20 protein-coding genes are annotated in these 19333 nt (G+C 66.8%); 15 read left to right on the top strand and 5 right to left on the bottom strand.

All coding sequences use genetic code 11. From position 1 onward, the window contains the following. Positions 1-76 precede the first annotated feature (76 nt). Complete coding sequence (locus LOS8367_RS09915) at positions 77-355, top strand: CsbD family protein (protein ID WP_242665554.1); 279 nt, start codon at positions 77-79, stop codon at positions 353-355. Positions 356-437: 82 nt separating this feature from the next. Here the strand turns inward: LOS8367_RS09915 and LOS8367_RS09910 are convergent, their stop codons facing one another. Genes LOS8367_RS09910 through LOS8367_RS09900 form a run of 3 tightly spaced genes read right to left on the bottom strand, consistent with a single transcriptional unit; the run spans position 438 to position 3021 of the window. After that, a complete protein-coding gene (locus tag LOS8367_RS09910; RefSeq protein WP_085896342.1) occupies positions 438-932 on the bottom strand; it encodes a RidA family protein in 495 nt (164 codons plus the stop codon). Continuing rightward, on the bottom strand, positions 929-1435 hold the full coding sequence (locus LOS8367_RS09905) for a c-type cytochrome (protein WP_085896341.1): 507 nt from the start codon (positions 1433-1435) through the stop codon (positions 929-931). The genes LOS8367_RS09910 and LOS8367_RS09905 overlap by 4 nt, the downstream gene beginning before the upstream one ends. After that, positions 1432-3021 (bottom strand): flavin monoamine oxidase family protein, encoded by a 1590-nt coding sequence (locus tag LOS8367_RS09900; protein WP_242665553.1) that lies wholly within the window; start codon positions 3019-3021, stop codon positions 1432-1434. Before LOS8367_RS09900 ends, LOS8367_RS09905 begins: the two co-directional genes overlap by 4 nt. Before the next feature lie 655 nt (positions 3022-3676). On the opposite strand from LOS8367_RS09900, the gene LOS8367_RS09895 reads away from it, so the two are divergent. From LOS8367_RS09895 to LOS8367_RS18805, 12 genes are all read left to right on the top strand, one after another. After that, positions 3677-4663 carry an ABC transporter ATP-binding protein gene (locus tag LOS8367_RS09895; RefSeq protein ID WP_085896340.1) on the top strand — a complete coding sequence of 329 codons (987 nt, stop codon included), beginning with the start codon at positions 3677-3679 and terminating at the stop codon, positions 4661-4663. After that, the gene (locus tag LOS8367_RS09890) at positions 4660-5775 is read left to right on the top strand and encodes an ABC transporter ATP-binding protein (RefSeq protein WP_085896339.1); all 1116 of its coding nucleotides are present in this window, start codon (positions 4660-4662) and stop codon (positions 5773-5775) included. The genes LOS8367_RS09895 and LOS8367_RS09890 overlap by 4 nt, the downstream gene beginning before the upstream one ends. A gap of 21 nt (positions 5776-5796) precedes the next feature. Beyond that, positions 5797-7308 (top strand): ABC transporter substrate-binding protein, encoded by a 1512-nt coding sequence (locus LOS8367_RS09885; protein ID WP_085896338.1) that lies wholly within the window; start codon positions 5797-5799, stop codon positions 7306-7308. Positions 7309-7367: 59 nt separating this feature from the next. Further along, on the top strand, positions 7368-8312 hold the full coding sequence (locus tag LOS8367_RS09880) for an ABC transporter permease (RefSeq protein ID WP_085896337.1): 945 nt from the start codon (positions 7368-7370) through the stop codon (positions 8310-8312). After that, a complete protein-coding gene (locus LOS8367_RS09875; protein ID WP_207569248.1) occupies positions 8312-9211 on the top strand; it encodes an ABC transporter permease in 900 nt (299 codons plus the stop codon). Before LOS8367_RS09880 ends, LOS8367_RS09875 begins: the two co-directional genes overlap by 1 nt. Before the next feature lie 22 nt (positions 9212-9233). Continuing rightward, the gene (locus LOS8367_RS09870; protein WP_085896335.1) at positions 9234-11018 is read left to right on the top strand and encodes a gamma-glutamyltransferase family protein; all 1785 of its coding nucleotides are present in this window, start codon (positions 9234-9236) and stop codon (positions 11016-11018) included. A 2-nt stretch (positions 11019-11020) separates the two neighbouring features. Beyond that, entirely contained in the window at positions 11021-11770 is a 750-nt protein-coding gene (locus LOS8367_RS09865; protein WP_085896334.1) for a DUF1028 domain-containing protein, read from the top strand. Between the two features lies 1 nt (position 11771). Continuing rightward, the gene (locus LOS8367_RS09860) at positions 11772-12605 is read left to right on the top strand and encodes a sulfite exporter TauE/SafE family protein (protein WP_085896333.1); all 834 of its coding nucleotides are present in this window, start codon (positions 11772-11774) and stop codon (positions 12603-12605) included. Continuing rightward, the gene (locus LOS8367_RS09855; RefSeq protein ID WP_242665552.1) at positions 12605-13297 is read left to right on the top strand and encodes a FadR/GntR family transcriptional regulator; all 693 of its coding nucleotides are present in this window, start codon (positions 12605-12607) and stop codon (positions 13295-13297) included. The genes LOS8367_RS09860 and LOS8367_RS09855 overlap by 1 nt, the downstream gene beginning before the upstream one ends. A gap of 584 nt (positions 13298-13881) precedes the next feature. Next, a complete protein-coding gene (locus tag LOS8367_RS09850) occupies positions 13882-14064 on the top strand; it encodes a hypothetical protein (RefSeq protein WP_085896331.1) in 183 nt (60 codons plus the stop codon). Positions 14065-14954: 890 nt separating this feature from the next. Next, positions 14955-15281 (top strand): H-NS histone family protein, encoded by a 327-nt coding sequence (locus LOS8367_RS09845; RefSeq protein WP_085896330.1) that lies wholly within the window; start codon positions 14955-14957, stop codon positions 15279-15281. Positions 15282-15496: 215 nt separating this feature from the next. Next, positions 15497-15736, top strand: a complete 240-nt coding sequence (locus LOS8367_RS18805; RefSeq protein WP_133056310.1) for a hypothetical protein — start codon at positions 15497-15499, stop codon at positions 15734-15736. Positions 15737-15991: 255 nt separating this feature from the next. Here the strand turns inward: LOS8367_RS18805 and LOS8367_RS09840 are convergent, their stop codons facing one another. Together LOS8367_RS09840 and LOS8367_RS09835 are read right to left on the bottom strand one after the other, a co-directional pair. Next, positions 15992-16207, bottom strand: coding sequence for a hypothetical protein (locus LOS8367_RS09840; RefSeq protein WP_085896329.1), 216 nt, complete (start codon positions 16205-16207; stop codon positions 15992-15994). Between the two features lie 243 nt (positions 16208-16450). Beyond that, a complete protein-coding gene (locus LOS8367_RS09835) occupies positions 16451-17428 on the bottom strand; it encodes a serine hydrolase domain-containing protein (RefSeq protein ID WP_085896328.1) in 978 nt (325 codons plus the stop codon). Between the two features lie 343 nt (positions 17429-17771). Here LOS8367_RS09835 and LOS8367_RS09830 point away from each other — a divergent pair, with 343 nt between their 5' ends. Next, entirely contained in the window at positions 17772-18557 is a 786-nt protein-coding gene (locus LOS8367_RS09830; protein WP_085896327.1) for an SDR family NAD(P)-dependent oxidoreductase, read from the top strand. Continuing rightward, positions 18557-19327 carry an SDR family NAD(P)-dependent oxidoreductase gene (locus LOS8367_RS09825; protein ID WP_085896326.1) on the top strand — a complete coding sequence of 257 codons (771 nt, stop codon included), beginning with the start codon at positions 18557-18559 and terminating at the stop codon, positions 19325-19327. Before LOS8367_RS09830 ends, LOS8367_RS09825 begins: the two co-directional genes overlap by 1 nt. Positions 19328-19333 lie beyond the last annotated feature (6 nt).

Below are 19333 nucleotides of genomic sequence, written 5' to 3'. Positions count from 1 at the left end.
GGACCCGCCAGCCCTCGCCCATTATGGAAGAGCCGCCGAACTGCCTCATCGCGCCGCGATCACGATTGCGCTGCCTATGGAAACGGATACCCGCCCTGATTGTTTGTCGCGCGAGCAGCCAGATGCCGGACTGGCGTCACGGGCTGCGATCCGAGATCTACAGGAGCGCGACATGAGCGAGCATGAAGACAAGGCCAAGGGCGCGATGAACAAGGCCGCCGGCGCCGCGAAGGATGCCATCGGCGACGCGACCGGCGACAAGGACCTGCAAAACGAAGGCAAGGCCCAGAAGCTCAAGGGTCACGGCCAGGACATCAAGGGCGAGGCCAAGGGTGCGCTCAAGGACAAGGGCTGATCCGGCCCGGAACGAAGGCCGCCCCTTCGGGCGGCCTTCGCATGTGGCGCCCGGCAAATCCCGGGCCGATTGGACGGGCGGCTCAGGGCCGGACCGCCACCACCTCGATCTCCACCAGCCAGGCCGGGTTCGCCAGCCCCGCCACCTCGACCACCGAGCGGGTCGGAAGATTGGGCTGATCCTCGGTGCCGAAGAACTGCGTGTAGCCCGCCATGAAGCCCGCGAAATCCATCGCGCCGCCATCCTCGGTCGCGGTCAGGAACACGGTCATCTTCACCACGTCCGACATGGCGAGGTCGAGCCGTGCGAGATTGGCTTCGATGGTCTGCAGGACCGAGACGGTTTGCGCCTCGGTGTCGCCATAGGAGGCGCGGCTGCCCTGTTCGGCCTCGGGATCGGTGACGCTCGGCACGGTGCCGCTGAGATAGACCAGCTGCGCATCGGCGGGCAGTTCGACCGCCATCGAGATCGGAAAGTCGCTGTCGGGCAGCGGGTGCCGGGTCAGTTCCTGCGCCGCGACGGGTGCGACGCAGATCAGCGCCAGCCCCGAGGCGGCGGCGATGCGGCGCGCGGTCATGGCCGTACCCCCGCGACATCCTCGGGCGTGGCCGCGATGCCCTCCTCGCCCTCGACGTAATCATTGCCGAAATTCGAACGGATGTAGTTGGTGACCTCGGCGACCTGCTCGTCGTCGAGAATGCCGCCGAGCGGCGGCATCGCCTTTTGCCCGTGGACGATGACGTAGATCGGGTATTCGGGGAATTCGAGCATCTCGTTATCGGCCAAGGCCGGATACATGCCCGCGCCCACCGCGCCTTCGCCCTCGGGCATGTGGCAGCCCGAGCAGACGGCGCGATAGATCGCCTCGCCGCCTTGCTGCGTCAGCTTCGCGGTCTCGGCGAAATAGGCCTGCTCCTCGTCCGAGGGCTCGAATGTGCGGAATGCCTCGCGTTGGCCGGATTCCGCGATCTCGCCGGTCTCGGCCCCGGCATCGGGCTGGTCTTGGGTCTGCGAGAGGACCGGCAGTGACGCGCCGAGCGCGAGACCCGAGAGGATCAGCGTAAGGGGAAGCGGTTTCATTGCGTCTCTCCCGCGTTGGAATTGGTCACGTGGTCATGCAGCCTCTGGATCGCGTCGAGCGAGGACAGGATCGCGCCCTCCTGCCAGCCGGGCAGGTAGGAGATGTGCTCGCCGGCCAGAACGATGCGGTTGTCGCGCGTCGCGGCGATCTCGTAATCGGCCTCGCGGTCCTTCCAGATGCCGTAGCAGCCGAGCACCCATGGCACCTTGTGCCATGTCACCGAGACGCCGTTGTCGAACTCCTCGGTGTATTGGGGATGGATCCGGCTGCCATATTCGACCGCCCATTTGGTCCGCTCCTCCGGCTGCATGGCGTTGAACTGGTAGGCGGTCGCGCCCCATGCATAGCCGCCCAGAAGCACCCCGGGCCCGTCGCTCAGATAGTCGTGCGAGGGGTAGGAGATCAGCGCGATCGGCAGGTCGGTATAGCTGATGCCGCCATAGATATGCTCGTCCTGCTCCCAGAAGCGGCGCTTGAATTCGAGACCGAATTTCACCGATCCCGCGTAATACATGGAATCGATGACCGCGGTCTTGTCGCCCGAGAGATTGTGCTCGATCTGCCCGAGGATCGAGAAGGGGATGGTGCAGACGCAGCAATCGCCGGTTCGGGTCACCATCCCGCCGCCATCCGCGAGATCCTCGTACTCCACCGTCACGCCATTCTCGTCCTGGATCATCGAGACGACCTTGGCGTTGTAGGTGATCAGGTCGCCCACCTCGCGCTCGAAGCCTTGGGCGATCATGTCCATGCCGCCGACCGGCTGGAACATCGTCGATTGGTGATGCGTGGTCTCGGCCTCGACCAGCCAGGTCCAGAGTTCCGATTGCAGGATCTGGTCGAGCGAGATCGCCTCGGAGGGCTCGGGCGCGGCGTTCAAACCGCCGCCGGGCCATGTCTGATAGCCGCGATATTCCGAGGTGTGGTCCGATTTCACGTAGCGGTAATTCTCGTCGAGCATCCCGTATTCGACGAGGCTGTCGAGCAGCTTCTGCTTGTCCTCCTCGGTCACCTCCTCGTCGAGCGCGCCTTGGTTGGTCACCTTGGCGAGAAGCTCGGAGATCTGGCCGCGGTAATCGGTTGCGATCTCGCGGAAGCGCTGCGGCGTGCCGTCGAAGGCCTCCGCGCGATGCAGGTAGGCGTTGTGGTTCTTCTGGATGAAGGGTTCGAGCTTCACGCCGAGCCGCTTGCAGTAGTCGAGCACCGCGTGGTGGTGATGCGGGATGCGCCACGGGCCGGGGTTGAGGTAATTGCCCTCGGCGAAGCCCACCTCCTGCGTGGCGCCGCCCAGCTCGGTATAGCTGTCGCCGCCGCGCAGGGTCCAGCAGCGGCCGCCGGCCTTCTCGCGGTATTCGATGATCTCGACCTCGTAGCCCGCGGCGCGCATCTCGAGCGCGGCGGTCATGCCGGCGAGGCCGGCGCCGAGGATCAGCACCTTGGCCCCCTGCGGATCGCCCTCGAGCCGGATCGGGCCCGCATAGCTCGATTCCTGCGCGAAACCGAGCGTGGTCATCGCCTGGTACATGGCGGTGGTCCCGGCGGCGAGGCCGACCATCTGCAGCAAGCTGCGACGTGACATGCTCATCTCTGTCCCTCCGTATGACGCTGGCGCGCAATAACCGCGCCTCCGGGTCGAGTATTGCGCCGCGACTGAAGGGCGTCACCCTTTGGGAAAAAATAAAAAGAAAATCGGGAATTGAGTTTGATGCGATTTGCAATCGGCCTATTTGGAAATTGATGCGCATATCGCGGCGCAAGTCGAATTCAATTCCGGTCCGTTTATGAACGCCGAGCCTTGGCTGCCCGATCTCGCGAGGCGGGGGGCGGGGTTTCGACGGTTGCTTCGACGAAGCATGAACCGGTGTCATCGGCGTCGAAGCGTGGATGCCGCGGCCGCGATTGGTCGCTTCGTGGATCACCCGGCGATACCAGGATGCGCCGTGCCGATCGCATCGGACGGATCGTAGCTGGCGAAACAGCGGACATGAGTGCCCAGTTTCCGTACCGGCGGTGGAGGTGTTGACGTCGTGAGCGACACTGCCTTGTCTCTAAAATCCTAATCTTAACATAGCTTTGAGCGGTCTCGTCGGCGCCTCGGTTCCGCCGCGGCACATGCCTTTCGAAACTTTTCCGAAAGTGGGTTGCCAGGCCGCGACAGGTCTGCCACCAATCCGGCATTGGTTTTGAAATAGGTTGAAGCCGCGGTGACCCCGAGGTCACCGGAACGCGGGAGGCGCGCCATGAACCAGCCGCTCTTGGAGGTCGAGAACCTGCGCTTCCGCTTTCGCGGGCAGGAGCAGGACGTGGTGCAGGACGTGTCGTTCCGGCTTGGCCGCAACGAAACGCTCTGCATCGTTGGCGAGTCCGGTTGCGGCAAGAGCGTGACCGCGCTGGCGCTGATGGGGCTGCTGCCGCAGGACTCGGTGCAATTCGGCGCCGGGCGGATCCGCTTCGACGGCGAGACCTTCGCGCCGGGCGACCACGACCGCATCGCGAAGATGCGCGGCGACCGCATGGCGATGATCTTCCAGGAGCCGATGACCTCGCTCAACCCGGCCTTCCGGATCGGCGACCAGATCGCCGAAGCGGTCGAGCGGCATCGGAACTGCGGCCACGCGGCGGCCCGGGCACGGGCGCTGGAGATGCTCGGCAAGGTCGGCATCCCGGCGCCGGAGCAGCGGTTCGACGCCTATCCGCACCAGCTTTCGGGCGGCATGCGGCAGCGGGTGATGATCGCCATGGCGCTGGCCAACGATCCCGAACTGCTGATCGCGGACGAGCCGACCACCGCGCTCGACGTCACCGTGCAGGCGCAGATCCTCGAGCTGATCGCGGAGTTGCAGGCCGAGACCGGCATGGGGACGATCATGATCACCCACGACCTCGGCGTCGTGGCCGAGATCGCGACCAACGTCGCCGTCATGTATGCGGGGCAGGTGGTCGAATACGGCTCGGCCCGGTCGATCTTCGAGAACCCGCAGCACCCCTATACCATCGGGCTGATGGCCTCGGTCCCGTCCCTGACCGGTCCGCGCCGCAGGCTCTCGACCGTGCCCGGCGTGGTCCCGGCGATCGGCCAGATGCCGGAGGGTTGCCGCTTTTCCTCGCGTTGTCCCTTCGCGGCACCGGTCTGCGCGGCGCGGCCCGATCTCGCGGAGCAGGATCCCGGCCACCGCGTCGCCTGCCACTTCGCCCCCCTCGAACAGACGCTGGAGCGCAGCGCATGACCGACCTGATCCTCAAGGCGGACGGCCTCAAGAAGCATTTCCAGGTCGGCGGCGGCTTCATGGCCGAGACCAAGACGGTGCGCGCCGTGGACGGCGTCTCGATCGAGGTCCGGCGCGGCGAGACCTTCGCCATCGTCGGCGAGAGCGGCTGCGGCAAATCCACCCTCGCGCGGCTGCTTATGCGGCTGCTGGAGCCGACCGAGGGCGCGATCGAATTCGACGGGCGCGACATCGCGGGCATTCGCGGCCGCGACCTGCGCGAGCTGCGCCGCGACATGCAGTTCGTGTTCCAGGACCCGTTCTCCTCGCTCAACCCGCGCATGAGCGTGGGCAAGCTGGTGGGCGAACCGATCGAGACGCATCGCCCCGAGCTCAGCCGCACGCAGCGCCGGCAGGAGGTGGCCCGGCTGCTGCGGACCGTGGGGCTGCGCCCCGAGCATGCCGACCGCTACCCGCACGAATTCTCGGGCGGCCAGCGCCAGCGCATCGGCATCGCCCGCGCGCTCGCCTCGAACCCGCGCCTGGTGATCGGCGACGAGCCGGTCTCGGCGCTCGACGTTTCGGTACAGGCGCAGGTGGTCAACCTGCTGCACGATCTGAAGTCGAAGCTCGACATGACGCTGGTCATCATCGCCCACGACCTCGCGGTGATCCGCCACATGAGCGACCGCGTCGCCGTCATGTATCTCGGCCAGGTGGTCGAGAGCGGGCCGACCGACGAGATCTTCGCGGCACCCCGGCATCCCTACACGCTGGCGCTCCTGTCGGCGATCCCCGAGCCGGTGCATGGCCGCGAGCGGACCCGCATCGCGCTCAGCGGCGAGACGCCGAGCCCGGCCAGCCCGCCTTCGGGCTGCCGCTTTCACACCCGCTGCCCCTTCGCGCGAGAGGATTGCGCGACCCGCGTGCCCGAGCTGCGCGTGGCGGCGAACGAGACCCGTGTCGCCTGCCATTACTGGGAGGAGATCGCGGCCACGCGGCCAAAGGCGGGCCTAACCCCCGCCGCCGCGCGCAGCGAAGGCGCGCAACGACGCTTCGCCCTCTACGAGGCGGCCACGCTGCGACAGACAGACCGACCCGAAACGGCGAGCAACGCCGGGGCAACCACCTGACCGACAGACAGAGGTAAACGCATGACCTTCCGCAAGACCACGCTGCTCGCGGCGCTGCTGAGCGCCACCGCGCTCTCGGCGCAGGCGGCCGATTTCCGTTTCGCGCTCGAAAGCGATCCGGACATCCTCGACCCCGACCAGTCGCGCACCTTCGTGGGCCGCATCGTCTATACCGCGCTGTGCGACAAGCTCGTCGACATCACGCCCGATCTGGAAATCGTGCCGCAGCTCGCGACCGAGTGGAGCTGGAACGACGAGGGCACCGCGCTCACCATGACGCTGCGCGAGGGCGTGACCTTCCATGATGGCACCCCCTTCGACGCCGAGGCCGTGGCCGCCAATATCGAGCGGTCGCAGACCATGGAGGAGAGCCGCCGCAAGTCCGAGGTCGCCTCGATCACCGGCACCGAGGTGCTGGGCCCGCACCAGATCCGCATCGATCTCGCCCAGCCCGACGCGACGCTGCTGGCGCAGCTGGCCGACCGCGCCGGCATGATGGTCTCGCCCACCGCCGCCGCCGAGGCGGGCGCCGATTTCGGTCTCGCCCCGGTCTGCTCGGGCCCCTACAAGTTCGAGGAGCGGGTGGCGCAGGACAAGATCGTGCTGTCGAAATTCGCCGAGTACTGGAACGCCGGCGAGTTCCACTTCGACACCGTGACCTACCTGCCGATCCCCGACAGCACCGTGCGTCTGGCCAACCTGCAGTCGGGCGACGTGGACGCGATCAACCGGCTTGCCGCCACCGACGTGGCGCAGGTCCGCAACGATCCCTCGCTAAAGGTCGAGGAGGCCGTGTCGCTGGGCTATCAGGGCATCACCTTCAACATCGGCAATGGCGAGCGCGGCGACAACCCGTGGGGCAATGACGCGCGGCTGCGCAAGGCGCTGGAGCTGGCGATCGACCGCAACGCCATCAACCAGGTGGTGTTCGAGGGCACCGCGCCCGCGGGCAACCAGGCCTTCCCGCCGAACTCGCCCTGGTACGACACCAGCCTGCCGGTGCCCGAGCGCGACGTCGAGGCCGCCAAGGCGCTCCTAGCCGAGGCGGGCTACGAGAACGGCATCGATCTCGAGGTGCAGGCGCCCAACACGCCGGTCAACCTGCAGCTCATGCAGGTGATCCAGTCGATGGCCGCCGAGGCGGGGATCAACATTTCGATCACCTCCAAGGAATTCGCCACCATGCTGTCGGACCAGACCGCGGGCGACTTCACCGCGAGCCAGGTCGGCTGGTCGGGCCGGGTCGATCCCGATGGCAACATCCACCAGTTCATGACCACCGATGCGGGGCTCAACGACGCCAAGTATTCGAACGAGGAGGTCGACCGCCTGCTCGACGAGGCGCGGGTGACGACCGACATGGCGGCGCGCAAGGAGAGCTACGATGCCGCGGCCAAGATCCTCAACGAGGACAAGCCGATCATCTATCTCTACCACGAGACCTGGATCTGGGCGCTGGACGATGCCATCGAGGGCTTCGTCCCCTATCCCGACGGCATGTTCCGCCTCGCCGGCGTGACCAAGTCTGAGTGACCTGACCGGCCGCGCCGCCTGATCGGGCGGCGCGGCCCCGAACCCACCGGGTGCCCCTGATGCTCAGCTTCGTCGCGCGCCGGATCGTCATCGCGATCCCGACCGTCATCCTGATCTCGATCTTCGTCTTCGGCCTGCAGAAGCTGCTGCCGGGCGATCCGATCCTCGCCATGGCGGGCGAGGAACGCGACCCCGAGACCATCGCCTTCCTGCGCGAGAAATACCGCATGAACGACCCGGTCTGGGTGCAGTACGCGACCTGGATCAAGGGCGTGGTCACCGGCAATCTCGGCATCTCGCTCAGGACCAACCAGCCGGTGACCGAGCTGATCGCGCAGAAGCTCCCGGTGACGATCCAGCTGGCGCTGATGGCGCTGGTCTTCGCTCTGGTGATCGGCATCCCCGCGGGCATCCTCTCGGCGGTGAAGAAAGGCACGATCACCGACTACGTCGCCAACGTCGTGGCGCTGTCGGGCCTGTCGATCCCGAACTTCTGGCTCGGCATCATGCTGATCCTCTTGGTCGCGGTGAAATGGCAGGCGCTGCCCGCCTCGGGCTACGTGCCGCCCGGCGAGGATCTGTGGCTGTCGCTCAAGACCATGCTGATGCCCGCCTTCGTTCTGGGTACCGCACTCGCCGCGACGCTGATGCGCCATACCCGCTCCGCCATGCTCGGCGTGCTGAAATCCGACTACGTGCGCACCGCGCGGGCCAAGGGGCTGGCCGAGCGCCGGGTGATCCTGCGCCACGCCTTTCGCAACGCGCTCACCCCGATCGTCACCCTCACCGCGCTCTTGTTCGGCGAGCTGATCGCGGGCGCGGTGCTGACCGAGCAGATCTTCACCATTCCGGGCTTCGGCAAGCTGGTGGTCGATGCCGTGTTCAACCGGGACTACGCGGTGGTGCAGGGCATCGTGCTGGTCACGGCGATGGGCTTCATCGTCATGAACATCCTCGCCGACGCCGCCTATTTCGTCCTGAATCCGCGCCTGAGGAAGCAATGATGGCCCAGCCCGCGACCCCCGCCACGCTCAAGCCGCAGCTCATGACCGACCCGGTGCTGCAAAAGCGCCCCGAGAACCGCGTCTGGAAGAAGTTCCGCAGCCACCGGTCGGCGATGCTGGGCGGCCTGCTGGTGGGGCTGTTCGTCCTCATGGCGGTCTTCGCGCCGATCCTGCCGATCCCCGACCCGACCGCCACCGATTGGGGCGCGGTGCGGCAGGCGCCGTCGGCGGCGCATTGGCTCGGCACCGACGAGATCGGCCGCGACGTGCTCTCGCGCCTCGTCTGGGGGGCGCAGGCCTCGCTGCTGGCGGGCGTGATTTCGGTCGGCATCGCGGTCGCCTTCGGGGTGCCGATGGGCATCCTCGCGGGGTATTTCGGCGGCTGGACGGATGGCATCATCTCGCGCTGCACCGAGGCGCTGCTCGCTGTCCCCTTCCTGATCCTCGCCATCGCGCTCGCGGCGTTCCTCGGGCCCTCGCTCACCAACGCGATGATCGCCATCGGCCTCTCGGCCACGCCGGTCTTCGTGCGGCTGACGCGCGGCCAGGTGATCTCGGTCAAGGCCGAGGATTTCGTCGAGGGCGCGCATGCGATCGGCCTGTCGACGCCCAAGATCCTGAGCCGCTACATCTTTCCCAACATCCTGCCCCCGGTGCTGGTGCAGGCGACGCTGACCATCGCCACCGCGATCATCGCCGAGGCGTCGCTGTCGTTCCTCGGCCTCGGCCAGCAGCCGCCGGCGCCGAGCTGGGGGTCGATGCTCAACACCGCCAAGAACTTCCTGAGCCAGGCGCCCTGGATGGCGATGTGGCCGGGCATCGCGATCTTCCTCGTGGTGCTGGGCTTCAACCTGCTGGGCGACGGGCTGCGCGACGCGCTCGACCCGCGCGAACACTGAATACCAAGAAAAGAGTTACCAAATGACCGGTTTCACCACCCGCCCCGAGATCCGCGGCACCTTCGGCGCCGTCGCCTCGACCCACTGGATCGCCTCCGCCGTCGGCATGGGCATCCTCGAGCGCGGCGGCAACGCCTTCGATGCCGCCGTCGCCACCGGCCTCGTGCTGCAGGTGGTCGAGCCGCATCTCAACGGCCCGGCGGGCGACCTGCCGGTGATCTTCCGCCCGGCGGCGACCGGCAAGGTGGAGGTGATCTGCGGGCAGGGCCCGGCGCCGGCGGGCGCGACGATCGAGCATTACAAGGCGCAGGGCCTCGACCTGATCCCGGGCACCGGGCTTCTGGCGACGGTCATTCCCGGCGCCTTCGACGGCTGGATGCTGATGCTGCGCGATCACGGCAGCATGGAGATCGCCGACATCATGGCCCCGGCCATCGGCTATGCCCGCGACGGCCACCCGGTGCTGCCGCGCGTGGCGGCGACGATGCAGGGGCTGGTCGAATATTTCGAGGCCGAGTGGCCGACATCCGCCGCGGTCTGGGCGCTGGGCGGCCGGGCGCCGCAGGCGCATGAGCTGTTCCGCAATCCCGACCTCGCCGCCACCTATGAGCGGCTGAGCCAAGCCGAGGGCGCGACCCGCGAGGCGCGGATCGACGCCGCGCGCGAGATGTGGGCCGAGGGCTTCGTGGCCGAGGCGATCGCCGACTACCTGAAGGACGCCGAGGTGCACGACGTCTCGGAGCGCCGCAATCGCGGCGTGCTGACCAAGGATGACATGGCGGGCTGGCGCGCCAGCTACGAGGCGCCGGTCTCGATCGACTACCACGGCTGGACCGTGCACAAGACCGGCCCATGGGGGCAGGGACCGGTGCTGTTGCAGGCCTTGTCGATCCTGAAGAATTTCGACCTCGCCGCGATGGATCCGAACGGGCCGGACTTCGTGCACACCGTCATCGAGGCGATGAAGCTCGCCTATGCCGATCGCGAGGCCTATTACGGCGACCCCCGGCACAGCGACATCCCGCTCGACACGCTTCTCTCGGACCAATTCGGCGCCGAGCGCGCCAAGCTGATCTCGGGCACCGCCTCGACCGAGCAGCGGCCGGGCCGGGTGCCGGGCTTCGAGCATCTCGCCGATGCCGCGATCGAGCGCGCGGGCCGCGATTTCGACCGCAACCCCGACGCCGCGCCGCAGGAACCGACCATGGCGCATCTGTCGGAAAAGCGCGGCGACACGGTGCACCTCGACGTGATCGACCGCTGGGGCAACATGGTTGCCGCGACCCCGTCGGGCGGCTGGCTACAAAGCTCGCCCGTCATCCCCGGACTTGGCTTTCCGCTCAATTCCCGGGCCCAGATGTTCTGGCTCGACGAGGGGCTGCCCACCTCGCTCGCCCCGGGCCGCCGGCCGCGCACCACGCTGACGCCGACGCTCGCGGAGAAGGACGGGCGCGGCCTCGTCTTCGGCACGCCCGGCGGCGATCAGCAGGACCAGTGGCAGCTGGTGTGGTTCCTGCGCTTCGTGCATCACGGTCTCGACCTGCAGGCGGGCATGGACGCGGCCCTGTTCCACTCGATGCATTTCCAGGGCTCGTTCTACCCGCGCGAATGCAAGCCCGGCGAGATGATGATCGAGCCCTCGGTCGGCGAGGACACCATCGCGGAACTGCGCGCGCGGGGCCACAAGGTGACGGTGGCCGAGCCTTGGAGCGTCGGGCGTCTCACGGCGGCGCTGCGCGAGCCAGACGGGTTGCTGCGCGCCGCCGCCACGCCGCGGCTGATGCAGGCCTATGCGGTGGGGCGCTGAGCATGACCTATTCGATCATCGCGCATGACCCCCGGACCGGCGAAATCGGCGTCGCGGTCGCCTCGCGCTTCTTCGCCTGCGGCGCCGCCGTGCCCTATCTCGGCGCGCGCTGCGCCGTCGCCACGCAGGCCTTCGTCAACCCGATCTGGGGCGTCGAGGGGCGCGCGCGGCTCGCGGCTGGCGAGAGCGCCGAGACGGTGCTGGCCGATCTGGTGGCGCGCGACGAGGGCCGCGCGATCCGCCAGTGCCACATGATGGATGCGCAGGGCCGCTTCGCCGCCCATACGGGGGCGGGTTGCGTCGACTGGGCCGGGCATCTGGTCGGGGCGCGGCATTCGGTGGCGGGCAACATGCTGGTCTCGGGCGAGGTGATCGAGGCCTGCTTCTCGGCCTATCTGCGCGCCGAGGGTACCATGGCCGAGCGGCTCCTGGCCGCGATGGAGGCGGGCGAGGCGGCGGGTGGCGACAAGAGAGGCCGGCAAGCGGCCGGGCTCACGGTGCATCGCGGCCAGGACTACCCCTATCTCTCGCTCAGGGTCGATGACGACGCCGACCCGCTCCTTGAGCTGCGCCGCCTGCTCGACGTGGCGGGGGAACGTTATCTGCACGTGGCCGAGGCGATGCCGACCGCCGAGAACTTCTCGGGCCTCTCGGATCGCGCCCCGATCGACCGCGCCATCACCGAGGCCGAGGCGCGCCGCGCCGCCGAGGGCCGCGCCTCGCGGTCCCGCGCGACCGAAACGGGCGCCTGACATGGATCTCGGGACCATCCTCACCCTTCTGGGCGTCGCGGTCGGCGCGGGCGTCGCGGGCGGCATCCTCGCCGGACTTCTGGGCGTCGGCGGCGGCATCGTCATCGTGCCCGCGCTCTACTTCGCGCTGTCGCTGACCGGCATGGAGCCGGGGCTGACCATGCAGCTGGCCGTCGGCACTTCGCTCGCCACCATCGTCTTCACCTCGGTCTCATCGGCTTGGGGGCATCACAAGAAGGGCGCGATCGACGGCGCGCTGCTGCGGCTCTGGGCCCCGTCGATCCTCGTCGGCGTGGTGCTGGGCAGCTTCACCGGCGGGCTGATCGACGGGCGGATCATGATCGCCGTCTTCGCGCTGGTGGCGGCGGCGGTGGCCGCCGACATGGTGCTGCGCGGCCGCAATGGTGAGATCACCCCCAAGGGGTTCTCGAAGCCGGCATGGGCGGGCTTCGGCGTCTTCGCCGGGACCGTGTCCTCGATGATGGGGATCGGCGGTGGCACGGTCTGCGTGCCGCTCCTGAACTTTCTTGGCTACGACATCCGCCGGGCGGTCGGGACCTCGGCCGCGATCGGTTTCGTGATCGGCCTGCCGGGCGCGATCATCTACATGCTCACCGGGCTTGGCACCGAAGGACTGCCACCCTTCTCGGTGGGCTACGTCAACCTCGTCGCGGTGGCGGTGATCATTCCGCTGACCACCAGCTTCGCGGGAGTGGGCGTCAGGCTCGCCCATGCGATCCCGCAGCGCGCGCTGCGGCTCAGCTTCGGCCTGTTCCTGGCCTTGACCTCGGGGCGCATGCTTTGGGATCTTGCGGGGGCGATGGGGGTGGCGTGATGGACCGTAGCGACGAAGACCTTCTCGGGCGGCTGCGCGCCGGGCTCAGCGACGAGAGCCTGCTCTCGAACGGTCGGGTGCTGCCGGAGCGGCAACTCGCCGAGGCGCTGGGGCTGGGGCGGGCGCGCCTGCGCCGGCTGCTCGACGTGCTGGAAGCCGAGGGCACGATCTTCAGGCGACAGGGGCAAGGCACATTCGCGGCGCCGCCACCGGCGGGGGCAAGCCTCGACATGCTGGTGCGGCAGGTGACGCCGCACAACCTCATGGAGGTCCGGCTCGAGATCGAGCCCGCCCTCGCGGCGCTGGCCGCGCAGCGCGCCACCGCCGATGAGCTGGTGGTGCTGGAGCGGCTGATGCGCGCCACGCTCTCGCCCGACGATGCGCGCGGCTACGAGACCGCCGACGACATTTTCCACTTCAAGATCGCCGAGCTGGCGCACAACCCGCTGATCCTCGCGATCCACCAGACGATCCGCTCGGTGCGCCGGCATGCCCAGTGGACCGAGCGCCGCCGCGAGGCGCTGTCGCCCGACCGCATCCTGTTGCTCGGGCAGCAGCACGAGGCGCTGTTCGAGCACATCGCCGCGCGGCGCCCGGCCGAAGCGGCCGCCGAAATGGAGCGCCACCTCGTCACGGTGTCGAGTGCCATGCTGCGGCAGCGCCGCCACGAGGCCGAGCTGCAGGTCGGTTGAGCTGCCGGGCAGTGTGCGTGGCGGGGCAACTGCCCTGCCATCCCGGCTTGGACGGTTTGTGTATGCTAGGAAAGGGAGGCGGACCGCTGCCCCCCTTCCGCTTCGTACCCCCAGCCTCGAAAGTAAGAGAGCCGAACGGATCGTCGATCTGCGATCCGGCGAGCAGCGCATGGTATCGACGCGGCCATGGCGAATTCATGGGTCTTCTTAACCATCAGCGTTGTTGACCGCCGGAAGGAGCCGTCGAACGCGTGCTAGGCGATGGTACCCCCGATCTGCGCGAGCGCTTTTGCCAGCGGCACGGGACTGAGCAGGTCAGTTGCGATTGCCGCGTCCGTGATCGGAGCAACGCCACCGACGTTATGCGCGGCGGAGATCACGCGCTCGATCCCGCATGGGTGGCTTCACTCCAACCGACTGACATCAAGAGAGGAAGCTGGAGGGAGACCGATCAAGGCGATATCGCCCAGATTTGGCCGAGGGCGCATTCCATTTGCTACAAAATGTCAGCAAGCCGCCCGGTTTTCTCTTCAGATTGCCGCATTTCGTCGGCACGTAGTCCCGGTATTCCGAGGTATACGCAAGTGTCAGTAGATTTTTACGATTATGTCGGCGTCGGCGTGTGGGCTTTCCTGTCGATCCCGATCCTCTGGTTGGGGCTGACCCGGGTATGGGACAGGCTCTGGGCCGATCGCGATGCGGGGGCCAATCTCATGGTGCTTGGCCTGGCAATCATCTGCGCGCTGGCCCTGAGCTATTGTCTCTGAGCTTCGGGCAAGGAACTGATCGGCTCTGAAAGCCTTGCTGCGGGCTCCCCCGGGGCCGGTAGCCGGGTCCGTCGCCGAACATCTCGCTCATGTCTGGGCGGTCCCCCGTGCCGGACCGGTGCCCACCGGAAGCTCTCGGCCCGGCGTGAACTGGCGCCAGTGGTCAGAGGGCTTTTCGTCCTGGCAGTCCAGCCAGCCTGGCTGCCGTAGGGGAGGGAATGACCGACGTAGAGTGCATTGCGTTTGCGGGGCCGGCTGCGCTCGGCGGAAGCGACTAGCCGGGACACGGTGAAAGCCGGTGGACGGCGAGCCGCTCAATGTTTAGAAGACGCGTCGTAGCGCCCCATGGGCGATGATTGGGACGCCCCATATGTCGGCTACCATTCGCCCCGCCATAGGGCCTTAGAAATGATGTTGATTTGGTTCGATGCACATTCATGCGCATTTCATCGGACCGGTTATGAAACACTTTGCCTTTATTGCGGGGGAGGCCGAGGCGCTTGCCGTCGGGAATATGTCAGCCGCCGCCTCTCGATCCGCATCGCCACCGATGATCACGAGCCATACGAAAAGGCGTGCTCGAAATTGACGTCTTCGCAGGCGTTACGTGGCTTGCTCATATCGAAATCTCTATCCGCGCCATCCGAAAGGGCCCGAAGATCTCCGGCCCAGACGGGACTCCCGCCGGTGCTCGCCTCCTAGATAAAAACGAAAAATCCTGCCAACCCGCAGTTGAATATATCGGTCCTTGCCTCATCTTCGCGTATTTCAGGCGTGTGAAAATCAACATCACGCCGAGAAAATCTATGGTCCAGCTGCGATTTTGGATGGATAATAACTCTGTCGAAGGCTAACGCCGGAGCAGCAATGCCATGTTTGGAAGACATCAAATGAACGACTTCGACCTGAGCGATCTTGATCTCGACGAGCTGAAGAAGCTTCACAAAGAGACCGCCGCGGCGATTCAGAATTACGAGACGCGCCGTCGGCAGGAAGCGCTTGCGGCTGCGGAAGCCGCGGCCAAATCCGCGGGGTATTCGCTGAAGGATCTCGTCGGAATGTCGGCCGGGAAACCCACCAAGTCGATCAACCCGCCGAAATACCGCAACCCCGATGATCAAGACCAGACCTGGAGCGGGCGCGGACGCCAGCCGCAGTGGGTCAAGGATGCGCTGGCGGCGAACAAGTCTCTCGATGACCTCCTGATCGCTCGGTAAAATATAACCCCGGCGGTGCGCCGTGCGCATCGCCGGATCGCGACGCACCCGGTGATCAGGGCCGCCTGATCATCTGGCCTCGGGGTGCTTGACTGAAATTGCAGAGGTTTTTCTTCTGCAGGCGCCCGATGCTATTTGCAGCGAGTTGATCGAGTTTGTCGGATCGTCGTCTCGGGCGACATGAATCCGATCCTGCCAGCCGTCATCGGCTGGCCATGAACCGCCGCATCTTTTCGCGCCTCGGCCATTTCGCCCGATATCCCTACGATCCCGCATCCCGGAAATTCATGCAGGTCGGCGGCGGCCGGAAAGCGACACTTCTTTTGTCCGAGGCGCGTCGGTCAGGCTTTACCTTCAGGGAAGCCCGGCGCGACGGCATTGTGCCCAAAGTAGCCGGCATGATGCTCGACCGGAAAGCTATGAGCATTCCGACAGCAGATCACCTTCGGCATTAGTCAGCGGCAGACCGAAGTCAATGGAACATTGCAGCCGGTCCGGCAGCGACCGGTAAATGTCGTGCTACTGGACGAGAAATTCTCGCGCGCACTGTCGAGAAGCATGGGGCGTACGTAAGTAGGTCTAGATACGCTGCATCTCGTGTTCGGGCCAAGCCTGAGGCAATTTCGCCCTTCCAAGGGAGGCGGAGCCCTCTCGTGCCAATCGGCGGCGCTTCCGAAGATGCGCCGCCGGAATGGTCATTCGGTCCGATGTCAGCTCAGGCTTTCGTTCGGCGCGAGATCATCCTTGCGGACCATGACCGAGACGGTTTCTCCGTCGATCTCCACCGTAGTCCATTTGAACGAGGAGGCCTCGGCCGAGGCTTGGGCCTCTGCCTTGGTCTTGTCGATCAGAGAGACGACGGCCATCATCGCGCCTGCGAAGGCGAGAAGAGCGATGGCGGGTTTGGAGAAGCTAGAGTTCTTCATAGCAATGGACCGTTTGTTGCAAGTTAGGCCTCCCAACTCCGATCCGTTTGTGGCGGGAATGGGGCAGTTGGGTCGGACCTATTCTCATGCAATGCACCCTACACACCCGTATATGGCTGTTTCCGAATGGGGCGTCCTGCGACTCTTGGTATGCGGGCAGGCCGGGACTGCCTGCGTGTTCGGGGCGCCTCGGAACGCTCGTGCCCGAATGGTCGAATGGCTGTCGGGGACGTGTCGGTCGGCCTATGCGGCCTCCAGAACCGGTCCATCGAGGAGCCGCATCAGCTGCCCGAAATAGCCGTCAGATCGTGCCGGAAGGGTCGGGTCCGACGTGATCGCCACGGCCAGATCCCGGCCCGGTTGGGCCGCGATGATCTGGCCCCCATAGCCGCGGCCGAGCACGTAGCCCGAAGACGAGAGGAACCAGCCATAGCCATAGGACAGCCCTGACCAGGGCGAACGGGCGCGCGGTTCGGTCGAGGCCGCGATCCAGCCCTCGGGGATGACGCGCTTGCCGCCATAGCGCCCTTCGTCACGCAGGAGCATCGCGATCTTCAACATGTCCCGCGGACGAAGCGCCATTTCGTTTCCGCCCAGATAGAAGCCTTGCGGATCGCGGGTCCATGGCGGGATTTCGATGCCGAGGGGCGCTCCGAGCCGATCGCGCGCCTGTCGGAGCAGGGACTGACCGGTCGCCTCGGCGAGGGCGGCACCGAGGATATGTGTCGACCCGGTGGAATACAGCATCCGGGTTCCCGGCGCGGCGACCATCGGACGAGTCATCGCGTCCGCCAGCCAGTTTCGGGAATTGATCCACTCGCCGTAATTCGCGCCCGAGGTGCGTTCCAGCCCGGCGCGCAGCGTCACGAGGTCTTCCATCGTGATATCGGCCACCCCCTCGGTCGCGTCCGGCGGCACGATGCTAGGCGCCACCTGATCGAGAGTCGCGGTCACCGCCGGCACGTCGCCGCGATCGATCGCCACACCGAGCAGCAGCGCGACGATGCTCTTCGAGCAGGACTTGATGTTCGCGAAGGCGTCGAGACCGCCGCCGCGCAGGGCCTCGGCGAAGATAACATCGTCGCCGCGCGCGATCTGCAGCGAGTGGAGCTGTGGCATGCCCTGGATGAGGGATCGCAGTTCGCCTGATTGCGCGCGAACGAGTCGCGGCGCGGCCAGTGCCGCGCTGCCGGCGAGGAGGAATGTTCGGCGGGTTGTCATGCGTTGAATCATCGGGCGCTCCGCGTGGCTGTCTAGCGCCGTTGGCTCACAACACCGTAGGGGTGGCCCTGCGGCGAGCATGCGCCTCGATCATGACCCTCGCCGGCAGCCGGGGGGTTTTGCGCGGTACCGTTCCGACGCGGAACCGCGTTCCCGCTCTGCGGTTCGGCTCGCAGGCCCATGGCGAAGGAGGAGAACCGGTCATGACCTGCAATCGTCCCGATAAGGCGCGCGCCACGGACCGTCCGGGTAACGCGCCCCGATGCGGGGAGCGGCGGCACCGAAAGAGCAGCCCTTTCCGTCGTATGCGCAGGGTCGCGCCAGTTACCTGCCGGGGGATGGCATGAAACGGACGGGTCGTTTCGCGGTCGTCACCGGTGCCTCGTCCGGGATCGGCTTTGAACTGGCGCGGCTGGCGGCGGAGGACGGGCACGACGTGCTGATCGTGGCCGAGGAGGCCGGGATCGAGGCGGCAGGGGCAAAGCTCTCGACCTCCGGAGCCCCGGTCGAGACGCTGTGCGCCGATCTTGCGACCGGGCGCGGGGTGGCGGAGCTGTTCGAGCGGATCGGCACGCGCCGGGTCGACTATTTCATGGCCAATGCCGGTGTCGGCCTCGGCCACGCTTTTCTCGATCAGGAATGGGATGAGATCGCGCGGGTGATCGACCTGAACGTCAAGGGCACCACCGCGACGCTGCACCGGGTGCTGCGGGACATGGTGGCGCGGGGCGAGGGACGGGTGCTGGTCACCGGCTCGATCGCCGGGATGATCCCGGGCAGCTACCAGGCCGTCTACAACGCCACCAAGGCCTATCTCGACAACCTGTCGCTGGGGCTGGGGTCGGAGATCGAGGACAGCGGCGTCACGATCACCTGCCTGCGCCCCGGCCCCGTCGACACGCGCTTTTTCGAACGGGCCCATATGGAGGACACGCCGGTCGGGCAGGACGAGAACAAGGCCGATCCGGCCAAGGTCGCGCGCGACGGCTACGACGCGATGATGAGAGGGGAGTCCGGCCTCACCTCGGGCTTCATGAACAAGGTGCAAGCGGCGCTGACCGGCGTGCTGCCCGAAGCCGTGCTGGCGCAACTGCATCGCCGCATGGCCAAGCCCGAAGGAGAGAAATGATGGCAGGCAAGGGACTGGCGGTCATCACCGGTGGCTCTTCGGGGATCGGCTATCAGCTCGCCCGGATCGCGGTCGAGGAGGGCCATGCCCTCGTCATCTGCGCCCATGGCGAGGAATTGGAGCAGGCCGCCGAGCAGCTGCGCCGTCTTGGCGGAGAGGTAGAGGCGGTGCGCGCCGATCTCTCGACACGCCAAGGGGTGGAGGCGCTTTGGGCGCATTTGGAAGGGCGGGAGATCGAGTTGTTCTTCGCCAATGCCGGGCTGGCGCTTGGCGATCCCTTCGTCGAACAGAGATGGGAGGACATCGCCGAGCGCATCGACCTCAACGTCAAGCAGACCACCTCGATGATCCACAGGGTCGGGCGCGTGATGCGGGTGCAGGGCAGGGGGCGGATCCTCGTCACCGGTTCGATCGCGGGGCAGGTGCCGGGGCCGTACAACGCCGTCTACAACGCGACCAAGGCCTATGTGAACGGGCTGGCCTGGGGGCTGTCGGACGAGTTCAGGGAGACCGGGGTGACGATCACCTGCCTGATGCCGGGGCCGGTCGACACGCCGATCTACGACAAGGGGCTGAAGGGCACATTGCTGCACGACATGCCCAAACGGGACGCGGCCATGGTGGCGCGCGAGGGCTGGGATGCGATGATGGCAGGCAAGGTGGACGTGGTGCCCGGCCCGGAGAGCAAGCTCGTCAGCCTGTTCTCGGGCGTGACCCCCAAGGCGATCACGACCCGGCTGCACGAGCTGGGTGCGAAGCGCCGGGAGTGATGAGCC

The sequence above is a fragment of the Limimaricola soesokkakensis genome (assembly GCF_900172345.1).
Lineage (GTDB): Bacteria > Pseudomonadota > Alphaproteobacteria > Rhodobacterales > Rhodobacteraceae > Limimaricola > Limimaricola soesokkakensis.
Note: the sequence above shows the minus strand (reverse complement) of the source record. Positions and strands in the feature narration are given on the sequence as shown.

Bases quoted from the DNA above. Each gene is read 5' to 3' on its own strand.
- LOS8367_RS09915 (WP_242665554.1), top strand. From the start codon at position 77: ATGGAAACGGATACCCGCCCTGATTGTTTGTCGCGCGAGCAGCCAGAT.
- LOS8367_RS09910 (WP_085896342.1), bottom strand. From the start codon at position 932: ATGACCGCGCGCCGCATCGCCGCCGCCTCGGGGCTGGCGCTGATCTGC.
- LOS8367_RS09905 (WP_085896341.1), bottom strand. From the start codon at position 1,435: ATGAAACCGCTTCCCCTTACGCTGATCCTCTCGGGTCTCGCGCTCGGC.
- LOS8367_RS09900 (WP_242665553.1), bottom strand. From the start codon at position 3,021: ATGAGCATGTCACGTCGCAGCTTGCTGCAGATGGTCGGCCTCGCCGCC.
- LOS8367_RS09895 (WP_085896340.1), top strand. From the start codon at position 3,677: ATGAACCAGCCGCTCTTGGAGGTCGAGAACCTGCGCTTCCGCTTTCGC.
- LOS8367_RS09890 (WP_085896339.1), top strand. From the start codon at position 4,660: ATGACCGACCTGATCCTCAAGGCGGACGGCCTCAAGAAGCATTTCCAG.
- LOS8367_RS09885 (WP_085896338.1), top strand. From the start codon at position 5,797: ATGACCTTCCGCAAGACCACGCTGCTCGCGGCGCTGCTGAGCGCCACC.
- LOS8367_RS09880 (WP_085896337.1), top strand. From the start codon at position 7,368: ATGCTCAGCTTCGTCGCGCGCCGGATCGTCATCGCGATCCCGACCGTC.
- LOS8367_RS09875 (WP_207569248.1), top strand. From the start codon at position 8,312: ATGGCCCAGCCCGCGACCCCCGCCACGCTCAAGCCGCAGCTCATGACC.
- LOS8367_RS09870 (WP_085896335.1), top strand. From the start codon at position 9,234: ATGACCGGTTTCACCACCCGCCCCGAGATCCGCGGCACCTTCGGCGCC.
- LOS8367_RS09865 (WP_085896334.1), top strand. From the start codon at position 11,021: ATGACCTATTCGATCATCGCGCATGACCCCCGGACCGGCGAAATCGGC.
- LOS8367_RS09860 (WP_085896333.1), top strand. From the start codon at position 11,772: ATGGATCTCGGGACCATCCTCACCCTTCTGGGCGTCGCGGTCGGCGCG.
- LOS8367_RS09855 (WP_242665552.1), top strand. From the start codon at position 12,605: ATGGACCGTAGCGACGAAGACCTTCTCGGGCGGCTGCGCGCCGGGCTC.
- LOS8367_RS09845 (WP_085896330.1), top strand. From the start codon at position 14,955: ATGAACGACTTCGACCTGAGCGATCTTGATCTCGACGAGCTGAAGAAG.
- LOS8367_RS18805 (WP_133056310.1), top strand. From the start codon at position 15,497: ATGAACCGCCGCATCTTTTCGCGCCTCGGCCATTTCGCCCGATATCCC.
- LOS8367_RS09840 (WP_085896329.1), bottom strand. From the start codon at position 16,207: ATGAAGAACTCTAGCTTCTCCAAACCCGCCATCGCTCTTCTCGCCTTC.
- LOS8367_RS09835 (WP_085896328.1), bottom strand. From the start codon at position 17,428: ATGACAACCCGCCGAACATTCCTCCTCGCCGGCAGCGCGGCACTGGCC.
- LOS8367_RS09830 (WP_085896327.1), top strand. From the start codon at position 17,772: ATGAAACGGACGGGTCGTTTCGCGGTCGTCACCGGTGCCTCGTCCGGG.
- LOS8367_RS09825 (WP_085896326.1), top strand. From the start codon at position 18,557: ATGGCAGGCAAGGGACTGGCGGTCATCACCGGTGGCTCTTCGGGGATC.